Source organism: Rhizobium rhizogenes NBRC 13257, assembly GCF_000696095.1.
GTDB classification, from domain to species: Bacteria; Pseudomonadota; Alphaproteobacteria; order Rhizobiales; family Rhizobiaceae; genus Rhizobium; species Rhizobium rhizogenes.
Window position 1 is genome coordinate 347,751 of record NZ_BAYX01000004.1, and the last position, 18,079, is coordinate 365,829.

15 protein-coding genes are annotated in these 18,079 nt (G+C 61.2%); all 15 read left to right on the top strand.

Features of this window, described 5'->3' with window-relative positions; translation table 11 throughout:
• The first annotated feature begins 10 nt into the window (after positions 1–10).
• The 15 genes from RRH01S_RS11165 (at position 11) to RRH01S_RS11235 (ending at position 18,011) form a co-directional block, all read left to right on the top strand.
• Positions 11–790: a succinate dehydrogenase iron-sulfur subunit gene (locus RRH01S_RS11165; protein WP_007690177.1), complete on the top strand. Its 780-nt coding sequence runs from the start codon at positions 11–13 to the stop codon at positions 788–790.
• A gap of 365 nt (positions 791–1,155) precedes the next feature.
• Entirely contained in the window at positions 1,156–1,689 is a 534-nt protein-coding gene (locus RRH01S_RS11170) for a protease inhibitor Inh/omp19 family protein (RefSeq protein WP_034521674.1), read from the top strand.
• 62 nt (positions 1,690–1,751) lie between these two features.
• A complete protein-coding gene (zapE, locus tag RRH01S_RS11175) occupies positions 1,752–2,912 on the top strand; it encodes a cell division protein ZapE (RefSeq protein ID WP_042471643.1) in 1,161 nt (386 codons plus the stop codon).
• Between the two features lie 179 nt (positions 2,913–3,091).
• On the top strand, positions 3,092–4,054 hold the full coding sequence (gene mdh / locus RRH01S_RS11180) for a malate dehydrogenase (protein ID WP_007690171.1): 963 nt from the start codon (positions 3,092–3,094) through the stop codon (positions 4,052–4,054).
• A gap of 27 nt (positions 4,055–4,081) precedes the next feature.
• A complete protein-coding gene (gene sucC / locus RRH01S_RS11185; RefSeq protein ID WP_034521669.1) occupies positions 4,082–5,278 on the top strand; it encodes an ADP-forming succinate--CoA ligase subunit beta in 1,197 nt (398 codons plus the stop codon).
• A gap of 6 nt (positions 5,279–5,284) precedes the next feature.
• Positions 5,285–6,187: a succinate--CoA ligase subunit alpha gene (sucD, locus tag RRH01S_RS11190; protein WP_007690166.1), complete on the top strand. Its 903-nt coding sequence runs from the start codon at positions 5,285–5,287 to the stop codon at positions 6,185–6,187.
• A 176-nt stretch (positions 6,188–6,363) separates the two neighbouring features.
• Positions 6,364–9,348, top strand: a complete 2,985-nt coding sequence (locus RRH01S_RS11195; protein ID WP_034521666.1) for a 2-oxoglutarate dehydrogenase E1 component — start codon at positions 6,364–6,366, stop codon at positions 9,346–9,348.
• A 15-nt stretch (positions 9,349–9,363) separates the two neighbouring features.
• On the top strand, positions 9,364–9,606 hold the full coding sequence (locus tag RRH01S_RS11200; protein ID WP_007690158.1) for a hypothetical protein: 243 nt from the start codon (positions 9,364–9,366) through the stop codon (positions 9,604–9,606).
• Positions 9,596–10,834, top strand: coding sequence for a 2-oxoglutarate dehydrogenase complex dihydrolipoyllysine-residue succinyltransferase (odhB, locus tag RRH01S_RS11205; RefSeq protein WP_007690156.1), 1,239 nt, complete (start codon positions 9,596–9,598; stop codon positions 10,832–10,834). The genes RRH01S_RS11200 and odhB overlap by 11 nt, the downstream gene beginning before the upstream one ends.
• Before the next feature lie 21 nt (positions 10,835–10,855).
• A complete protein-coding gene (locus tag RRH01S_RS11210; protein ID WP_034521664.1) occupies positions 10,856–11,605 on the top strand; it encodes a DUF4241 domain-containing protein in 750 nt (249 codons plus the stop codon).
• Entirely contained in the window at positions 11,605–12,108 is a 504-nt protein-coding gene (locus RRH01S_RS11215; RefSeq protein WP_012652663.1) for a hypothetical protein, read from the top strand. The genes RRH01S_RS11210 and RRH01S_RS11215 overlap by 1 nt, the downstream gene beginning before the upstream one ends.
• Positions 12,105–12,860: an SDR family oxidoreductase gene (locus RRH01S_RS11220; protein WP_042471646.1), complete on the top strand. Its 756-nt coding sequence runs from the start codon at positions 12,105–12,107 to the stop codon at positions 12,858–12,860. Before RRH01S_RS11215 ends, RRH01S_RS11220 begins: the two co-directional genes overlap by 4 nt.
• A gap of 18 nt (positions 12,861–12,878) precedes the next feature.
• On the top strand, positions 12,879–13,517 hold the full coding sequence (locus RRH01S_RS11225; RefSeq protein WP_042471649.1) for a LysE family translocator: 639 nt from the start codon (positions 12,879–12,881) through the stop codon (positions 13,515–13,517).
• A 109-nt stretch (positions 13,518–13,626) separates the two neighbouring features.
• Positions 13,627–15,033 (top strand): dihydrolipoyl dehydrogenase, encoded by a 1,407-nt coding sequence (lpdA, locus tag RRH01S_RS11230; RefSeq protein WP_012652661.1) that lies wholly within the window; start codon positions 13,627–13,629, stop codon positions 15,031–15,033.
• 116 nt (positions 15,034–15,149) lie between these two features.
• Complete coding sequence (locus RRH01S_RS11235) at positions 15,150–18,011, top strand: M16 family metallopeptidase (RefSeq protein WP_178128652.1); 2,862 nt, start codon at positions 15,150–15,152, stop codon at positions 18,009–18,011.
• Positions 18,012–18,079: the final 68 nt, after the last annotated feature.

Genomic DNA, 18,079 nt, shown 5'->3' on the forward strand with positions numbered 1-18,079 from the left:
GGAACTGACCATGGTTGAACTCGCTCTCCCCAAGAACTCTCAGATGCGCGAAGGCAAGGTCTGGCCGAAGCCGGCGGGTGCCAAGAACACGCGCGAATTCCGCGTCTATCGCTGGAGCCCGGATGACGGTCTGAACCCGAGCATCGACACCTATTACATCGATGTCGACGATTGCGGCCCGATGGTGCTCGATGGCTTGCTCTACATCAAGAACAACATCGACCCGACGCTGACGCTGCGCCGTTCCTGTCGTGAAGGTATCTGCGGTTCCTGCGCGATGAACATCGACGGCACCAATACGCTCGCCTGCACCAAGGGCCTGGACGAGATCAAGGGCACGGTGAAGATCTATCCGCTGCCGCATCTGCCGGTCGTGAAGGATCTGGTGCCGGATCTGACGAACTTCTACGCCCAGCATCGCTCGATCGAGCCTTGGCTCAAGACCGTGTCGCCGCCGCCGGCCAAGGAATGGAAGCAGAGCCATGAGGACCGCCTGAAGCTCGACGGCCTCTATGAATGCATCCTCTGCGCCTGCTGCTCGACCTCCTGTCCGAGCTACTGGTGGAACGGCGACCGCTACCTCGGTCCGGCTGTTCTGCTGCAGGCCTATCGCTGGCTGATCGACAGCCGCGACGAGGCAAAGGGCGAACGTCTCGACAATCTCGAGGACCCTTTCCGCCTCTATCGCTGCCACACGATCATGAACTGCGCCCAGACCTGCCCCAAGGGCCTGAACCCGGCCAAGGCGATCGCCGAAATCAAGAAGATGATGGTCGAACGGCGGGTCTGACCGCCGGCGATTGTTTGTTTAGCCCATCGGGTGACGAGGATCTGAACGCTTAACTACGGGAGCCGCTGCCGAAACCGGTTGCGGCTTGCCGCGTTTTTGCCGGCTCTGTTTGCTCCTTGTCGCGGCTTTTCAAGCAGGTTTCGCCATCACGAAAGTGCGATGGAAGGGTGCGAGAATTGACCGATGAGTTCTATCTGGCTGAGGTCCGGCGCGTTCAGCCTTGAAATCACCGGATTCCTGAACAGCTATGGCGTCCGGCGATTTATGCCTGTATCGACTTGATTAACCAAAATGAAATACGTTAGTTCCAATTTTATGGGTGCTCGGTTTCCCAATGTCAGCGGTGGACGATTAGGAGTATGATGATGCAATTGAGATATGCAGTGACGGCTGCGGCGATAGGTCTGTCGCTTGCCGGTTGCCAGCGCACAGCATACAACAACGACGATACGTCCTATTCGCGCCCACCACCCTTGCAGGCTCAGCCTGTTCCTTCCGTGCAGTCCAGCCAGCTACCGCCGACGAACGGCGCCGATGGTTCGCAGTTTCCCGCGGCGCCGTCGAACGCGCCGAACGCGGCCAATCCGCAGCAACAGCAGGCGATGGCCGCATCCGCGCAGGACGTGACCAAGGAGTCCATGGTCGGCAGCTGGAAGGTCAGCAATGGCGGATCGAGCTGCGATATGTTCCTGACGCTCACCAATCTCGGTAGCGGATCGCGCGGCGGTACACGCGGTTGCGCCGGTGAACTGACGGCGATGGGTTCCTGGGCGGTGTCCGGCAAGCAGGTTCTTCTCAAGGACCGTGACGGCAACCAGATCGGCTCGCTCTACAAGACAGCCGATTCGCGCTACGATGGCTCGACCGCGTCCGGCCAGCCGATCAGCCTCAGCCGATAAAGCTCTTTTGAAGGGGGCGGCCGTCCGGGTCGCTTCCCCTTTGCACAGGTGGATATTTCCCCATGCAGCCCATGCCCGATTATTCCATCAGCGTCGGCGAACAGCTAAAGGCGCTGACGGCCTCCGGATCGCTTCAGGTGGATTCGGCGCAGATGGATGTGGCGAAATCCCTCGATCGCGTGCTTGCCAATCTCAAGCAGAAGCGGCCGGCAATCAAGTCGAGCGCTCTCGGCTGGATGTTTGCGCGCAAGAAGCCGGCCGAGATTGTTCGCGGTCTCTACATCCATGGCAGCGTCGGGCGTGGCAAGACCATGCTGATGGACATGTTCTTCGCCATGGCGCCAGCCAAAAAGAAGCGCCGGGCGCATTTCCATGAATTCATGGCCGATGTGCACAATCGCATCGCAGCTCACCGGCTGAAATTCAAGAATGGCGAGACCAAGCAGGCCGACCCGGTGCTGCCGGTCGCGGCCGACCTCTATAGCGAGGCCGAGCTGCTGTGCTTCGACGAATTCACCGTGACCGACATTGCCGACGCAATGATCCTGTCGCGGTTGTTTTCCGAGCTGTTCTCGCTCGGCTGTGTGCTGGTCGCCACCTCGAATGTCGAGCCTGACAATCTTTATCGCGACGGCCTCAATCGCGGCCTGTTCCTGCCCTTCATCGATCTGCTGAAACGCCATGTCGAGGTCGTCACGCTGGATTCGCCAACCGATTACCGGATGGAGAAGCTGAACAGTCAGCCGGTCTATCTGATCCCGATCGACGAGCGCACCGACATGGCGATGGAGGCGTCCTGGGTACAGGCGCTGCATGGCCGCAAGCCGCAGCCCATGGACATCCCGATGAAGGGGCGGTCCATCCATGTGCCGTTTGCCGCCGATCGCATCGCGCGTTTTTCCTTCGCCGATCTCTGCGATGCGCCGCTGGGGGCAGCCGACTTTCTGGCGATCGCCAAGCGGTTTGACACGATCTTTCTCGACCGGGTGCCGAAGCTCGGGCCGGAAAAACGCAACCAGACCAAGCGTTTCATCATCCTCATCGACACGCTTTACGATCACGCCATCCGGCTTTATGTTTCAGCAGCGGCGATGCCGGAGGATCTGCTGGTCGAAAGACGCGGCACGGAAGGCTTCGAATTCGACCGCACCGCATCGCGGCTTTTCGAGATGCGCAGCGCCGAATATCTCGCTCAGACTCCCGCCAAACGGGCTGCCGAGTAACAGATTGGTGACAGAATGTCTTACGTTTACGTAAGACATTATCGATCTAACCGATTGAAATCCCTGCTCTCAAAATAATCAATTGCCAATTTCGGCCGTTGGGTCTATGCGATTGGCGGCAATGGTGGATGCCTTGTGGGCGTCCCGCCACGGATTTTGATCGCAAAGGATACCCCGAAATGGCGCGCAACAAGATCGCACTTATTGGTTCTGGCATGATTGGTGGCACGCTGGCGCATCTCGCTGGCTTGAAAGAACTGGGCGACATCGTCCTGTTCGACATCGCGGACGGCATTCCTCAGGGCAAGGGTCTCGACATCGCCCAGTCTTCGCCAGTCGAAGGCTTCGACGCCAACCTGACCGGCGCCAGTGATTACTCCGCGATCGAAGGTGCCGACGTCTGCATCGTCACCGCCGGCGTCGCCCGCAAGCCGGGCATGAGCCGCGACGATCTTCTCGGCATCAACCTCAAGGTCATGGAGCAGGTCGGCGCCGGCATCAAGAAGTATGCCCCGAACGCTTTCGTGATCTGCATCACCAACCCGCTCGACGCCATGGTCTGGGCGCTGCAGAAGTTCTCGGGCCTCCCGGCCAACAAGGTTGTCGGCATGGCCGGCGTGCTGGACTCGTCGCGCTTCCGCCTCTTCCTCGCCAAGGAATTCAACGTTTCCGTCGAAGACGTCACCGCTTTCGTTCTCGGCGGCCATGGCGACTCGATGGTCCCGCTCGCCCGCTACTCCACCGTTGCCGGCATCCCGCTAACCGACCTCGTCACCATGGGCTGGCTCACCGCTGAGCGCCTCGAAGAGATCATTCAGCGTACCCGCGACGGAGGCGCCGAGATCGTCGGTCTCTTGAAGACCGGCTCGGCCTACTACGCTCCGGCCGCATCCGCCATCGCCATGGCTGAATCCTACCTCAAGGACAAGAAGCGCGTTCTGCCGTGCGCTGCCCATCTCGATGGCCAGTACGGCGTCAAGGACATGTATGTCGGCGTTCCCACGGTCATCGGCGCCGGCGGCATCGAGCGGATTATCGAGATCGACCTGAACAAGGCCGAGAAGGAAGCCTTCGACAAGTCGGTCGCATCCGTCGCCGGTCTTTGCGAAGCCTGCATCACCATCGCGCCGTCGCTGAAGTAATTTCCGCGTTATAACAGGGATAAACCCATGAACATTCATGAATATCAGGCCAAGGCTCTGCTGAAGTCCTTTGGCGCACCCGTCGCGGACGGCGTTGCCATCTTCTCCGCAGACGAAGCCGAAGCTGCCGCAAAGCAGCTTCCGGGTCCGCTTTACGTCGTCAAGAGCCAGATCCACGCCGGCGGCCGCGGCAAGGGCAAGTTCAAGGAACTTAGCCCCGACGCCAAGGGCGGCGTTCGCCTCGCCAAGTCGATCGAGGACGTCGTTGCCAATTCCAAGGACATGCTTGGCAACACGCTGGTGACAAAGCAGACCGGCCCGGCCGGCAAGCAGGTCAACCGCCTCTACATCGAAGACGGCGCTGACATCGACCGCGAACTCTACCTCTCGATCCTGGTCGACCGCTCCGTCGGTCAGGTCGCCTTCGTCGTATCGACCGAAGGCGGCATGGACATCGAGACCGTCGCGCACGACACGCCGGAAAAGATCATCACCGTCGCCATCGATCCGGCTGCTGGTGTGACGGCTGCCGACTCGACCGCCATTTCCGACGCGCTGAAGCTCGAAGGGGCTGCTCGCGAGGACGGCGCCAAGCTGTTCCCGATCCTCTACAAGGCCTTCGTCGAGAAGGACATGGCCCTGCTCGAGGTCAACCCGCTGATCGTCATGACCAACGGCCGCCTGCGCGTCCTCGACGCCAAGGTCTCCTTCGACGGCAATGCGCTGTTCCGTCATGAAGACATCCGCGCCCTGCGCGACAAGTCGGAAGAAGACGAGAAGGAAATCCAGGCTCACGAATACGACCTGGCTTATGTCGCCCTCGACGGCAATATCGGCTGCATGGTCAACGGTGCCGGCCTTGCCATGGCAACCATGGACATCATCAAGCTCTACGGCGCTGAGCCGGCGAACTTCCTCGATGTCGGCGGTGGCGCCACCAAGGAAAAGGTCACGGCCGCCTTCAAGATCATTACCGCCGATCCGGCGGTCCAGGGGATCCTGGTCAACATCTTCGGCGGCATCATGAAGTGTGATGTCATTGCCGAAGGCGTGCTCGCAGCCGTCAAGGAAGTCGGTCTGAAGGTTCCGCTCGTCGTTCGCCTCGAAGGCACCAATGTCGAGCTCGGCAAGAAGATCATCAATGAATCCGGTCTCAATGTCATCTCTGCCGATGACCTGGACGATGCCGCCCAGAAGATCGTCAAGGCAGTCAAGGGAGCCTGAGGCAAGATGTCCATTCTCATCAACAAAGACACCAAGGTCCTGGTTCAGGGCCTGACCGGCAAGACCGGCACCTTCCACACCGAGCAGGCGCTTGCCTATCACGGCACGAAGATGGTCGGCGGTATCCACCCTTCCAAGGGCGGCGAAACCTGGACCGGCAAGGAAGGCGAAAAGCTGCCGATCTTCAAGTCGGTCGCTGAAGGCAAGGACGCCACCGGCGCCAACGCCTCGGTCATCTACGTTCCGCCGGCAGGTGCCGCGGCTGCGATCCTCGAAGCGATCGACGCTGAGATCCCGTTGATCGTCTGCATCACGGAAGGCATTCCGGTTGCCGACATGGTCAAGGTCAAGGCTCGTCTCGACAAGTCGAAGTCGCGGCTGATCGGACCGAACTGCCCCGGCGTCCTGACGCCGAACGAATGCAAGATCGGCATCATGCCGGGCTCCATCTTCAAGAAGGGCTCCGTCGGCGTTCTCTCGCGTTCGGGCACGCTGACCTATGAAGCCGTGTTCCAGACCACCAATGAAGGCCTCGGCCAGACGACGGCTGTCGGCATCGGCGGCGACCCGGTCAAGGGCACGGAATTCATCGACATCCTGGAAATGTTCCTCGCCGACGACGAAACCAAGTCGATCATCATGATCGGCGAAATCGGCGGTTCGGCTGAAGAAGAAGCCGCGCAGTTCCTCAAGGACGAAGCCAAGAAGGGCCGCAAGAAGCCGATGGTCGGTTTCATCGCCGGCCGCACGGCACCTCCCGGCCGCACCATGGGCCACGCTGGCGCCGTGATTTCCGGCGGCAAGGGCGGCGCGGAAGACAAGATTGCGGCGATGGAAGCGGCAGGCATTCGCGTGTCGCCGTCGCCGGCGCGTCTCGGCAAGACGCTGGTGGAGGTCCTGAAGGGCTGATCCTACCTATAGCAAGACCCGGACGGGGAGCGGCAGCCGCCTATCCCGTCCGGCCTTCCAATTCGTAAGTGCAGATGTGCGGTCCAAGCGGCCGCGAACGAAATACGGTCGCCGGATGTCCATAAGCCGGCAATGCAAACAAGTCGGGAGGCGGACGAAGGCGTCCGCATATCACCATGGCAAGGCAAGAAGCCAACGAGCAATTTCAGATCACTTCGTTCCTGGACGGTGCGAACGCTGCTTATATCGAGCAGCTCTACGCGCGCTACGAGGAAGACGCATCGTCGGTATCCGACGAGTGGCGGTCTTTCTTCAAGGCGCTGGAAGACAGTCCCGACGACGTGAAGCGGGCGGCCAAGGGCGCCTCCTGGCAGCGCAAAAACTGGCCGATCCCGGCCAATGGTGAGCTCGTCTCCGCGCTCGACGGCAACTGGGGCATCGTCGAAAAGGTCATCGAGACCAAGGTGAAGGCCAAGGCCGAAGCTCAGGGCAAGCCGACCGACACGACTGACGTTTTGCAGGCGACGCGCGATTCCGTCCGCGCCATCATGATGATCCGCGCCTATCGCATGCGCGGCCACCTGCACGCCAAGCTCGACCCGCTCGGCATCGCCGCTGCGGTCGAAGATTACAAGGAACTGTCGCCGGAGGCCTACGGTTTCACCGAGGCTGACCTCGATCGCAAGATCTTCATCGATAACGTGCTTGGCCTCGAATATGCCAGCGTGCGCGAGATGATCGAGATCCTCGAGCGCACCTACTGTTCGACGCTCGGCGTCGAATTCATGCATATTTCCAATCCGGAAGAGAAGGCCTGGATCCAGGAGCGCATCGAAGGCGTCGATAAGGGTATTGCTTTCAATCCCGAACGCAAGAAGGCGATCCTGCAGAAGGTGATCGAAGCCGAAGGCTATGAGCAGTTTCTCGACGTCAAGTTTAAGGGCACGAAGCGTTTCGGCCTCGATGGCGGCGAATCGCTGATCCCGGCGCTTGAGCAGATCCTGAAGAGCGGCAGCCAGCTCGGCCTCCGGGAAGCTTTGTTCGGCATGGCCCATCGCGGTCGCCTGAACGTGCTTTCGCAGGTCATGGGCAAGCCGCATCGCGCTATCTTCCACGAGTTCAAAGGCGGCTCCTACGCGCCGGACGAAGTCGAAGGCTCTGGTGACGTCAAGTACCATCTTGGCGCCTCCTCGGACCGCGATTTTGACGGCAACAAGGTGCACGTTTCGCTGACGGCCAATCCGTCGCATCTGGAAATCGTCAATCCGGTGGTGATGGGTAAGGCCCGCGCCAAGCAGGATATGGGTGCCACCCAGTGGGATGGCGACATTATTCCGCTGTCTGAGCGCGCCAAGGTCGTGCCGCTCTTGATCCACGGCGATGCTGCTTTTGCCGGCCAGGGCGTGGTTGCCGAAATCCTCGGCCTGTCGGGCCTGCGCGGCCATCGCGTCGCCGGCACGATGCATGTGATCATCAACAACCAGATCGGCTTCACCACCAATCCGGCCTTCTCACGCTCGTCGCCCTATCCGTCCGACGTCGCCAAGATGATCGAAGCGCCGATCTTCCATGTGAACGGCGACGATCCGGAAGCCGTTGTTTATGCGGCCAAGATCGCCACCGAATTCCGCATGAAGTTCCACAAGCCGGTCGTCCTCGACCTGTTCTGCTACCGCCGCTACGGCCATAATGAAGGCGATGAACCGTCCTTCACGCAGCCGAACATGTATAAGGTCATCCGCGCCCATAAGACGGTCCTGCAGCTCTATTCCGAGCGGCTGGTCGCCGAAGGCGTCCTGACCGACGGCGAAGTCGAAAAGATGAAGGCCGACTGGCGCGCCCATCTCGAGCAGGAGTTTGAGGCCGGCCAGCACTACAAGCCGAACAAGGCCGACTGGCTTGATGGCGAGTGGTCGGGCCTGCATGCGGCCGACAATGCCGATGAGCAGCGCCGCGGCAAGACCGCAGTGCCGATGAAGACGCTGAAGGAGATCGGTCGCAAGCTGTCGGAAATCCCGGCCGGCTTCCACGCGCACCGTACCATCCAGCGCTTCATGGAAAACCGCGCCAACATGGTGCAGAGTGGTGAAGGCATCGACTGGGCGATGGCGGAAGCGCTGGCTTTCGGCGCGCTGGTCATCGAGGGCCACAAGATCCGCCTGTCCGGCCAGGATTGCGAACGCGGCACGTTCTCGCAGCGCCATTCGGTTCTCTACGATCAGGAAACCGAAGAGCGCTATATTCCGCTCGCCAACCTGTCGCCGACCCAGGCCCGCTACGAAGTCATCAACTCGATGCTGTCGGAAGAAGCGGTTCTCGGTTTCGAATACGGCTATTCGCTGGCTCGTCCGAATGCGCTGACGCTCTGGGAAGCCCAGTTCGGCGACTTCGCCAACGGTGCGCAGGTTGTCTTCGACCAGTTCATCTCGTCGGGCGAACGCAAGTGGCTGCGCATGTCCGGTCTCGTCTGCCTGCTGCCGCACGGCTATGAAGGCCAGGGCCCGGAACACTCATCGGCCCGCCTCGAGCGCTTTCTGCAGCTTTGCGCAGAAGATAATATGCAGGTCGCCAACGTTACGACGCCGGCTAACTACTTCCATATCCTGCGCCGTCAGCTGAAGCGTGACTTCCGCAAGCCGCTGATCCTGATGACGCCGAAGTCGCTGCTGCGCCACAAGCGCGCCGTGTCGAGCCTGGCGGAGATGGCGGGGGAATCCTCCTTCCATCGCCTGCTCTGGGACGATGCGGAAGTGATCAAGGACGGCCCGATCAAGCTGCAGAAGGACAACAAGATCCGTCGCGTCGTCATCTGCTCGGGCAAGGTCTATTACGACCTGCTGGAAGAGCGCGAAAAGCGCGGCATCGACGATATCTACCTGCTGCGCATCGAACAGCTCTATCCGTTCCCGGCCAAGGCGCTGATCAATGAGCTCAGCCGCTTCCGCAATGCGGAGATGGTCTGGTGCCAGGAAGAGCCGAAGAACATGGGCGCCTGGTCCTTCATCGATCCTTATCTGGAATGGGTGCTTGCCCATATCGATGCCAAGTACCAGCGGGTTCGCTACACCGGCCGTCCGGCTGCCGCCTCTCCGGCGACGGGCCTGATGTCGAAGCACCTGTCGCAGCTTGCAGCATTCCTCGAGGATGCGCTCGGCGGTTAAGCAAGGGGTTGCGCGATGGCCTATTTTCATTTGAAACTTGTGCCATCGCGCTCCGGCTTTCCGCATGACGCCACAGGGGAGGAGATGGCAGCCATGCAGCAACACGCCGCCCGGGCGTTCGAGGCCGATGGTGCCTTCGATATGCGCGTCATCGACATCGCAAATGCCGACACTCTCGATCATTCCCCGGCCATCTGTCGCCGGAAATTCTATCTAACTCATAAGACGAAAAATCAGGATCTGAACAATGGCCACTGAAATCCGCGTTCCTACCCTCGGCGAGTCCGTCAGCGAAGCGACCGTCGGCACCTGGTTCAAGAAGGTCGGCGACGCCATCAAGGTCGATGAGCCGATTGTCGAACTGGAAACCGACAAGGTGACGATCGAAGTTCCCTCGCCGATTGCCGGCACGCTGTCCGAAATCGTCGCTCAGGCCGGTGAGACCGTCGGTCTCGGCGCGCTGCTCGGTCAGATCTCGGCTGGCAACGGCGCTGCCGCTGCTCCGGCACAGGCTGCCGCGCCTGCCGCAGCACCCGCTCCGGCTGCTGCTGCCCCGGTCGCCGCACCTGCTGTTTCCGCTCCGGCTTCCGCCATGCCGCCGGCACCCGCCGCCGCCAAGCTGCTTGCCGAAAGCAATGTCTCTGCCGATCAGGTCGATGGTAGCGGCAAGCGCGGACAGGTTCTGAAGGGTGATGTCATCGCTGCCGTTGCCAAGGCCGCTTCAGCGCCTGCTGCCGTACCGGCCGCTCCGGTTGCCGCGCGTGCGCCGACGACAGTCGAAGACGCCGGCCGCGAAGAGCGCGTCAAGATGACCCGCCTGCGCCAGACGATCGCGCGCCGCCTCAAGGATGCGCAGAACACCGCTGCCATGCTCACCACCTATAATGAGGTGGACATGAAGGCCGTCATGGACCTGCGCAACAAGTACAAGGACATCTTCGAGAAGAAGCATGGCGTGAAGCTCGGCTTCATGGGCTTCTTCACCAAGGCCGTCACGCATGCGCTGAAGGAACTTCCGGCTGTCAACGCCGAGATTGACGGCACCGACATCGTCTACAAGAACTACTGCCACATCGGCATGGCGGTCGGCACCGACAAGGGCCTCGTCGTTCCGGTCATTCGCGACGCCGACCAGATGTCGATCGCCGAAGTCGAGAAGGAGCTTGGCCGTCTGGCGAAGGCTGCCCGCGACGGCACGCTGTCGATGGCCGACATGCAGGGCGGCACCTTCACCATTACCAATGGCGGTGTCTACGGCTCGCTGATGTCCTCGCCGATCCTGAATGCGCCGCAGTCGGGCATTCTCGGCATGCACAAGATCCAGGAACGTCCGGTCGCCATCGGCGGTCAGGTCGTCATCCGTCCGATGATGTATCTGGCGCTCTCCTATGACCATCGCATGGTCGACGGCAAGGAAGCCGTGACCTTCCTCGTGCGCGTCAAGGAAAGCCTGGAAGATCCGGAACGTCTCGTTCTCGATCTCTAATCTCTAAGGGAGCGCTGGCTCATGTGGACATGGCCCATGCGGACGATGCGCGGACTTTTGTGTGCCGTCGCTGCATGGTTGCCATCGCCGGCCGTCGCGGATGATCTCGACGCGGCAAAGCTCAGCAGCAATCTCGATCTGGCGTCGCTGAGCGACGCCGATCTTGCCTCGAGGTCGATCACCGTCTTCCATATGGGCGATGTCGAACTGACCTCGGGCCGCATCGTCGCCAGCGATCCGCTGGTCGGACCGGACCGCCCGGCCTTCGTCAGAACAGTTCCCCCCGGCAACTATCCCGTGACACTCTATCAAGCCTTCGGCCGCATCGCCGCCGCCAGCCTGCGATTTGGCCCAGGCAAGCCGGTGCGCTGGGAGTTGGCGGTGATCGCCGGTCAGGATATCAAGTCGCTGAAGGGCGATGAGTTCTTCGGCTATCCGGTCGATGCCGGTCTCGGCTGCTATATGGACGCCGATACCTATGCTTTGATCCAGGAACGGGAAAAGCAGGTTCGCACCGAGAAGTCCTCTTCCGACATCAATTATTATGATGATGTCCTGGCGTCCGAGATCGAGGCGAATGACGACAAATATGTCATGCACCGGCCGGTGGCCGGCAAGCGCGGCAATGTCGCGGTCTTCTGGAGCGGATGGGGCGACGGTTTCTATCCGGTCTTCTGGGGCCTCGATGCCAACGGTCGCCCACTTGTGCTGTTCACGGATTTCGGGGTGACCGAAAATGCCGACGGCCGGCGCGAACCGGGGGGCGAGTGATGGCGAGATTGGCCCCTCTGCGCTGGGCGATGATGGCGCTCATGGCCGTTCCCGCGCTGGCGCATGCGAATGAATGCGCGCAGGAAAAGGCTGTCTATGGCGACATGGACGATGCCTACGAGCTGCGTTTCGAACCGGCAGGCCCGGCGGCGGCCGTCAGTAACAAATTCAAGTTTGCCGTGCGCAACACGTCGATCGTGGCGGAAGGCGTGATCATGCGTTCGGACGATGGGCCGCACGCCAATGGTACGATCATGTTCAATTGCCCGGATGGCGACGTGACGGGCGCCGATCTGCGGGCCTGCACCGTCTGGCAGGGCATGATCTATGCTTCGGACATGAAGGGCGATATCAGTGCGCTGCCGACGGAGGGTGCCGGGGCCGCGGCGCGGCTGTTCCTGCCGGCGCTCGGACCTTCGATCCGGCAATCCATCATCTGGGGCGAAGGCAAGGCGACCGTCGCTCCCTGGGATGTGCTGACCTTGAAAGGATGCGACGAATGAATGGCAAATCTCCTGTTCTTCTCGTCACCGGCGGCAGCCGTGGCATCGGTGCCGCGGTCTCGATAGCCGCTGCCCGGCTGGGCTGGGCCGTGGCCGTCAACTATGCCTCCAACAAGGCGGCTGCGGAGACGGTGGTTACTACGATCCGGGATGGCGGCGGCGAGGCGATCGCGGTTGCCGGCGATGTCGGCGTGGCGGCTGACATCCAGTCGATCTTTTCCGCTGTCGATGAGCATTTCGGCCGGCTGGACGGTCTTGCCAACAATGCCGGCATCGTCGATGTGCCGCAGCGCGTGGACGAGATGACGCCCGAAAGGCTTGAGCGCATGTTCCGCATCAACATCACCGGCTCGATCCTCTGCGCCGGGCAGGCCGTGCGTCGCATGTCGACCCGTCACGGCGGCAAGGGCGGAGCGATCGTCAATATCTCGTCGATGGCGGCAATCCTGGGCTCAGCCAGCCAATATGTCGATTATGCCGCCTCTAAGGGTGCGATCGACACTTTTACGATCGGGCTGGCGCGCGAAGTCGTGACCGAAGGCATCCGCGTCAATGGGGTGCGTCCGGGGATCATCGACACCGATATCCATGCTTCCGGCGGGTTGCCGGACCGCGTGCGTGACTTGAGCCCGACCATTCCGATGCAGCGGGCCGGCACGGCGGATGAAGTTGCCGACGCGGTCCTCTACCTATTGAGCCCCCAGGCATCCTATATAACCGGCTCAATCCTCAATGTGAGCGGCGGCCGTTAAGCGGAGAAGGCGGAAACTATGCAGTATGTTTGGGAATTCCTCGGCCTGATGGCCGTATTTTCGATCTTCATCGTCGTGCCGGGCGCCGACTTTGCCGTGATCCTGCGCCAGAGCATCGTGCATGGCCGCCGCGCGGCGATGATGACCGGCCTCGGCATGGGCTTCTCGTTGCTCTTCCACATCAGCTACACCATTCTCGGCCTCGGCCTGATCGTCTCGCAATCACTGATGCTGTTCAGCGCGATCAAATGGGCCGGTGTGCTCTATCTCGTCTATCTCGGCATCAAGTCTTTCAGAGAGCCGGGCTTCAAGGTCAAGGAAATCGAGATCACCGACGAGGACCGCAAGCCGGTGTCCGTCTGGCGCTGCCTGGCGACGGGCTTCATCACCAATGCGCTCAATCCGAAGCCGGTGCTGTTTTTCCTGTCGCTGTTTTCGACGCTCGTGCATCACGATACGCCAGCGCTGATCCAGTTCAGCTATGGCATCGGCATGGCGACGGCGCTGGTCGCCTGGTTTGCCGGTGTCTCCCTCTTCTTCACCGTCAAGCCGATCCGCGATCGTTTCATCGCCAGCGGCAAATGGTTCAACCGCATCACCGGGGCCGCACTTGTCGGCTTCGGCATCCGCCTCGCCATGGCGCGGGCGGCCGACTAACTCGAGCATGATCCCGAAAAGTGCGTAGCGGTTTTCGGATAAGATCATGCTGAATCAAATAATTAGAGCGTCATGACGCTCTAGAGATACAAAACAAGGAAATTAAGCCATGTCTTACGATGTGATCATTATCGGAACCGGCCCTGGTGGCTATGTCTGCGCCGTCAAGGCCGCACAGCTCGGCCTGAAGGTCGCGGTCATCGAAAAGCGCGCCACCTATGGCGGCACCTGCCTCAATGTCGGCTGCATACCGTCCAAGGCGCTGCTGCACGCTTCCGAAGTGTTCCATCATGCCGGCCACGGCATGGATGCGCTCGGTGTTGAAGTCTCTGCGCCGACGCTTAACCTTCCGAAGATGATGGCGCACAAGGATGCGACCGTGAAGTCGAACGTCGATGGCGTCGCCTTCCTCTTCAAGAAGAACAAGATCGATACCTTCCAGGGCACCGGCAAGATCGTTTCCGCCGGCAAGGTCTCCGTCACGGCCGAAGACGGCAAAGTGACCGAGATCGAGGCTAAGAACATCGTCATCGCCACCGGCTCCGATGTTGCCGGCATTCCGGGCGTGCCGCTCGAAATCGATGAGAAGGTGATCATTTCGTCCACCGGCGGTATCGCGCTCGACAAGGTGCCGGAAAACCTCGTCGTCGTCGGCGGCGGTGTCATCGGCCTTGAGCTTGGTTCGGTCTGGTCGCGTCTCGGCTCCAAGGTCACCGTGGTCGAATATCTCGACAACATCCTCGGCGGCATGGACGGCGAAGTCTCCAAGCAGTTCCAGCGCATGCTCGCCAAGCAGGGCATCACCTTCCACCTTGGCGCCAAGGTTGTCGCCGTCGAGAAGTCCGGCAAGGGCGCCAAGGTTACCTTCGAGCCGGTCAAGGGCGGCGACAAGGTCGTGCTTGACGCCGATGTCGTGCTGGTCTCCACCGGCCGCAAGCCCTACACGGCCGGCCTCGGTCTCGAAGAAGCCGGCGTTGCGCTCGACAATCGCGGCCGCGTCGAAATCGATGGTCACTTCAAGACCAATGTCCCCGGCATCTATGCCATCGGCGACGTGGTGAAGGGCCCGATGCTGGCGCACAAGGCGGAAGACGAGGGCGTAGCGCTTGCCGAAATCCTCGCCGGTCAGGCGGGCCATGTGAACTACGACGTCATTCCAAGCGTGGTCTACACGCAGCCGGAAGTCGCCTCCGTCGGCAAGACCGAGGAAGAGCTGAAGGCTGCGGGCATCGCCTACAAGGTTGGCAAGTTCCCGTTTTCCGCCAACGGCCGCGCCCGCGCCATGCTGGCGACCGACGGTTTCGTCAAGATCCTGGCAGACAAGGAAACCGACCGCGTTCTCGGCGGCCACATCGTCGGCTTCGGTGCCGGCGAGATGATCCACGAGATCACCGTGCTGATGGAATTCGGCGGCTCTTCGGAAGATCTCGGCCGCACCTGCCATGCACATCCGACTATGTCGGAAGCCGTCAAGGAAGCCGCACTCGCGACCTTCTTCAAGCCGATCCATATGTAAAAACCGGCCTTATCTCTCGGTTGAGAGCTGGGATTGCAATGCATGCGTGATGATGCGATGAACGGGATATTCTCGTGCATCGCATCATCGAAGCTCTCCTCAAAACCGAAGCAAGCATGTCACGCCAAGTTCCAGTCGCTGCCGCATTCCTCCGATTTTTCATGGTCATGGCGCTCACGGTCCTTGTGACCGGCGCGCTGCCGGCTCAAGCCGAAGTGCCGGCCTCTGGCTGGCCGCAAGCCACCAGTGATTTGCCGGCCGAATCTGGTGTTCGCTTTGGCACGCTGCCCAATGGCATGCGCTTCGCCGTCATGCACAATGCAACGCCCTCGGGGCAGGTGGCGATCCGGTTTCGTATCGCGACCGGCTCGCTCCAGGAAAATGACGACCAGCAGGGGCTGGCGCATTTTCTTGAACATATGGCCTTCAAGGGCTCGACCCATGTGCCCGAAGGCGAGATGATTCGGACTCTCCAGCGTCTCGGTCTGGCCTTCGGTCCGGATACCAACGCTTCCACCGGCTATAACGAGACCGTCTACGCGCTCGATCTCCCGGAGGCCAAGCCCGATACGGTTTCCACCGGCCTGATGCTAATGCGCGAGACGGCAAGCGAACTCACGCTCGATGCCGGTGCCTTTGATCGCGAGCGCGGTGTCATCCTCTCGGAAGAGAAGCTGCGTGATACGCCGCAGTATCGCGGCGGTATCGGCTTCATGAATCTGCTGCTGCCGGGCCAGCGCGTGCCCCTGCGGTCGCCGATCGGCAAGACCGATATCATCCGCAATGCACCCGTCGATCTGGTGCGGGATTACTACCGCAGCAACTACCGCCCGGATCGCGCCACGCTGATCGTGGTCGGCGATATCGATGCGGTGGCGATCGAAGCCGATATTCGCAACCGTTTCGGCAATTGGACGGCGGCGACGCCGGCGCCGGCCGAGCCCGATATCGGTGTCCTTGAAAAGCAAGGGCAGCGAGTGGGAGCCGTCGTCGTGCCGGGTGGAGCGACCCGCGTGCAGATCGCCTGGACCAGTCCCTATGATGCTTCTCCGGACAGCGTTGCCAAGCGTCGGGCGGATTTGGTCGAGAACATCGGTCTTGCCGTGCTCAATCGGCGCTTGTCCTTTTTGGCGCAGCAGCCCAATCCACCCTTTGTCAGCGCACAGGCGGGATCGCAGGATCTCTACAAGTCAGCTCACGTCGCGATGATTGCCGCCGATTCCGATCCCGACAAATGGCAAGCGGCGCTTGTTGCAATCGATCAGGAGCAGCGCCGTATTGCCCAGTTCGGCGCCGAGCAGAGCGAAATCGATCGCGAAATCACCGAATATCGTTCGATGCTGCAGGCAGCCGCAGGCGGTGCGGCGACGCGCGCAAGTCCCGACATCGCCACGACACTGGCCTGGAGCACGGGCGAAAATCTGGTTTTCACCTCGCCGGCGGATGACCTCTCGCTCTTCGACGCCGCAATGAAGGGCCTGACCGCGGATGAGGTCAACCGAACGCTCCAGAGCGTCTTTGCCGGCAATGGTCCGCTGCTGGTGTTGCAAGTCCCGCAAATGCCCGATGGCGGTATCGCGACCGTCGAAAAGGCCTATGCCGACTCACGTACTGTGCCTGTTGCTGCGCCGGAACACGCGGCGTCGGCCGTCTGGCCCTATAGCGATTTCGGACCGCCGGGGTCTGTCGTCGAACAACATGCGGTCGAGGATCTCGGCATCACGATGGCGCGCTTTGCCAATGGTGTCAGGCTGACGGTCAAGCCGACCACGTTTCGCACGAATGAAGTGCTGGTCCGTGCCAATATCGGCCGCGGCCGGCTCGATCTGCCGCATGATCGCCCGCTGCCGATCTGGGCGGCACCGGCCATGTCGCTTTCCGGTTTGAAGGCGATCAATTACGACGACATGCAGAAAGCTCTGGCCGGCAATGTCGTCGGCAACGATTTCTCCATCCAGGACGGTGCCTTCCGATTCGAAGGAGCTACGCGGCCCGACGATCTGGCGATGCAATTGCAGCTCCTGACGGCCTATGCCTCGGACCCGGCCTATCGCCCCGACGTCTTCAAACGAGTCCAGCAGGCCTACTTGAACAGTCTCCCCCAACTTCAGGCGACACCCGGCGGGGTCGTTAGCCGCGATCTCGCCGGCCTTTTGCATTCCGACGATCCACGCTGGACTTTCCCCGATCAGGCGCAATTGCGTGACGCCAAGCCGGAAGATTTCGAGGGGCTGTTGCGGCCGCTCCTGTCCAATGCGCAGATCGAGATCATCATCGTCGGCGATATCAAGGTGGACGACGCAATCCGCATGACCGCGCAGACCTTCGGCGCTCTGCCAAGCCGTCCCGATGCGCAGGAGCAGGCGAGCGGCTCGAACGTGCGTTTTCCGGCACCGACGCCTCAGCCGGTCGAGCGCCTTCAGGACGGGCGAAGCGACAACGCTGCCGCGGTAGTCGCCGCGCCGATCGGTGATTTTCTATCGGATTTGCCGCGTGCCGCTGCCGCCAATGTTACAGGCTCAATCTTCCAGAATCGCTTGGTCGACCAGTTCCGTGTCGCAGAGGGCGCGACCTATAGCCCGCAGGGCGATGTCGATCTGTCCCGATCGATCCCGGGCTACGGCTTTACCTATGTCTATGTCGAGACAACGCCTGCCAAAGTGGACCATTTCTTCGATCTCGTAGACAAGATCGCCGCCGATCTGCGGGATAGCGACGTCTCGCTGGACGAGCTGACACGGGCAAAGGCTCCGATGATCGAGGAGATAAAGCGCTCGCAACAGACCAACGGCTACTGGCTGGAGGGCCTGCACGGCGCCCAGACAGACCCTCGGCGCTTAGAGCGGATTCGCAGCAGCATCAACGGCTATCAGTCGATAACAGCGCAGGATATCCGCGCCATCGCCACCACATATTTGAAGCCGGAGACCTTCTGGCGGATGAAAATATTGCCGAGCAACGGATCGGCTGTGCGATAGCCCCTTTCCGGTTGGTCCGGCGAATTGCCGCAGCCACCGTTTGTTTGCCTTGCTGGGTGTCGATTGTG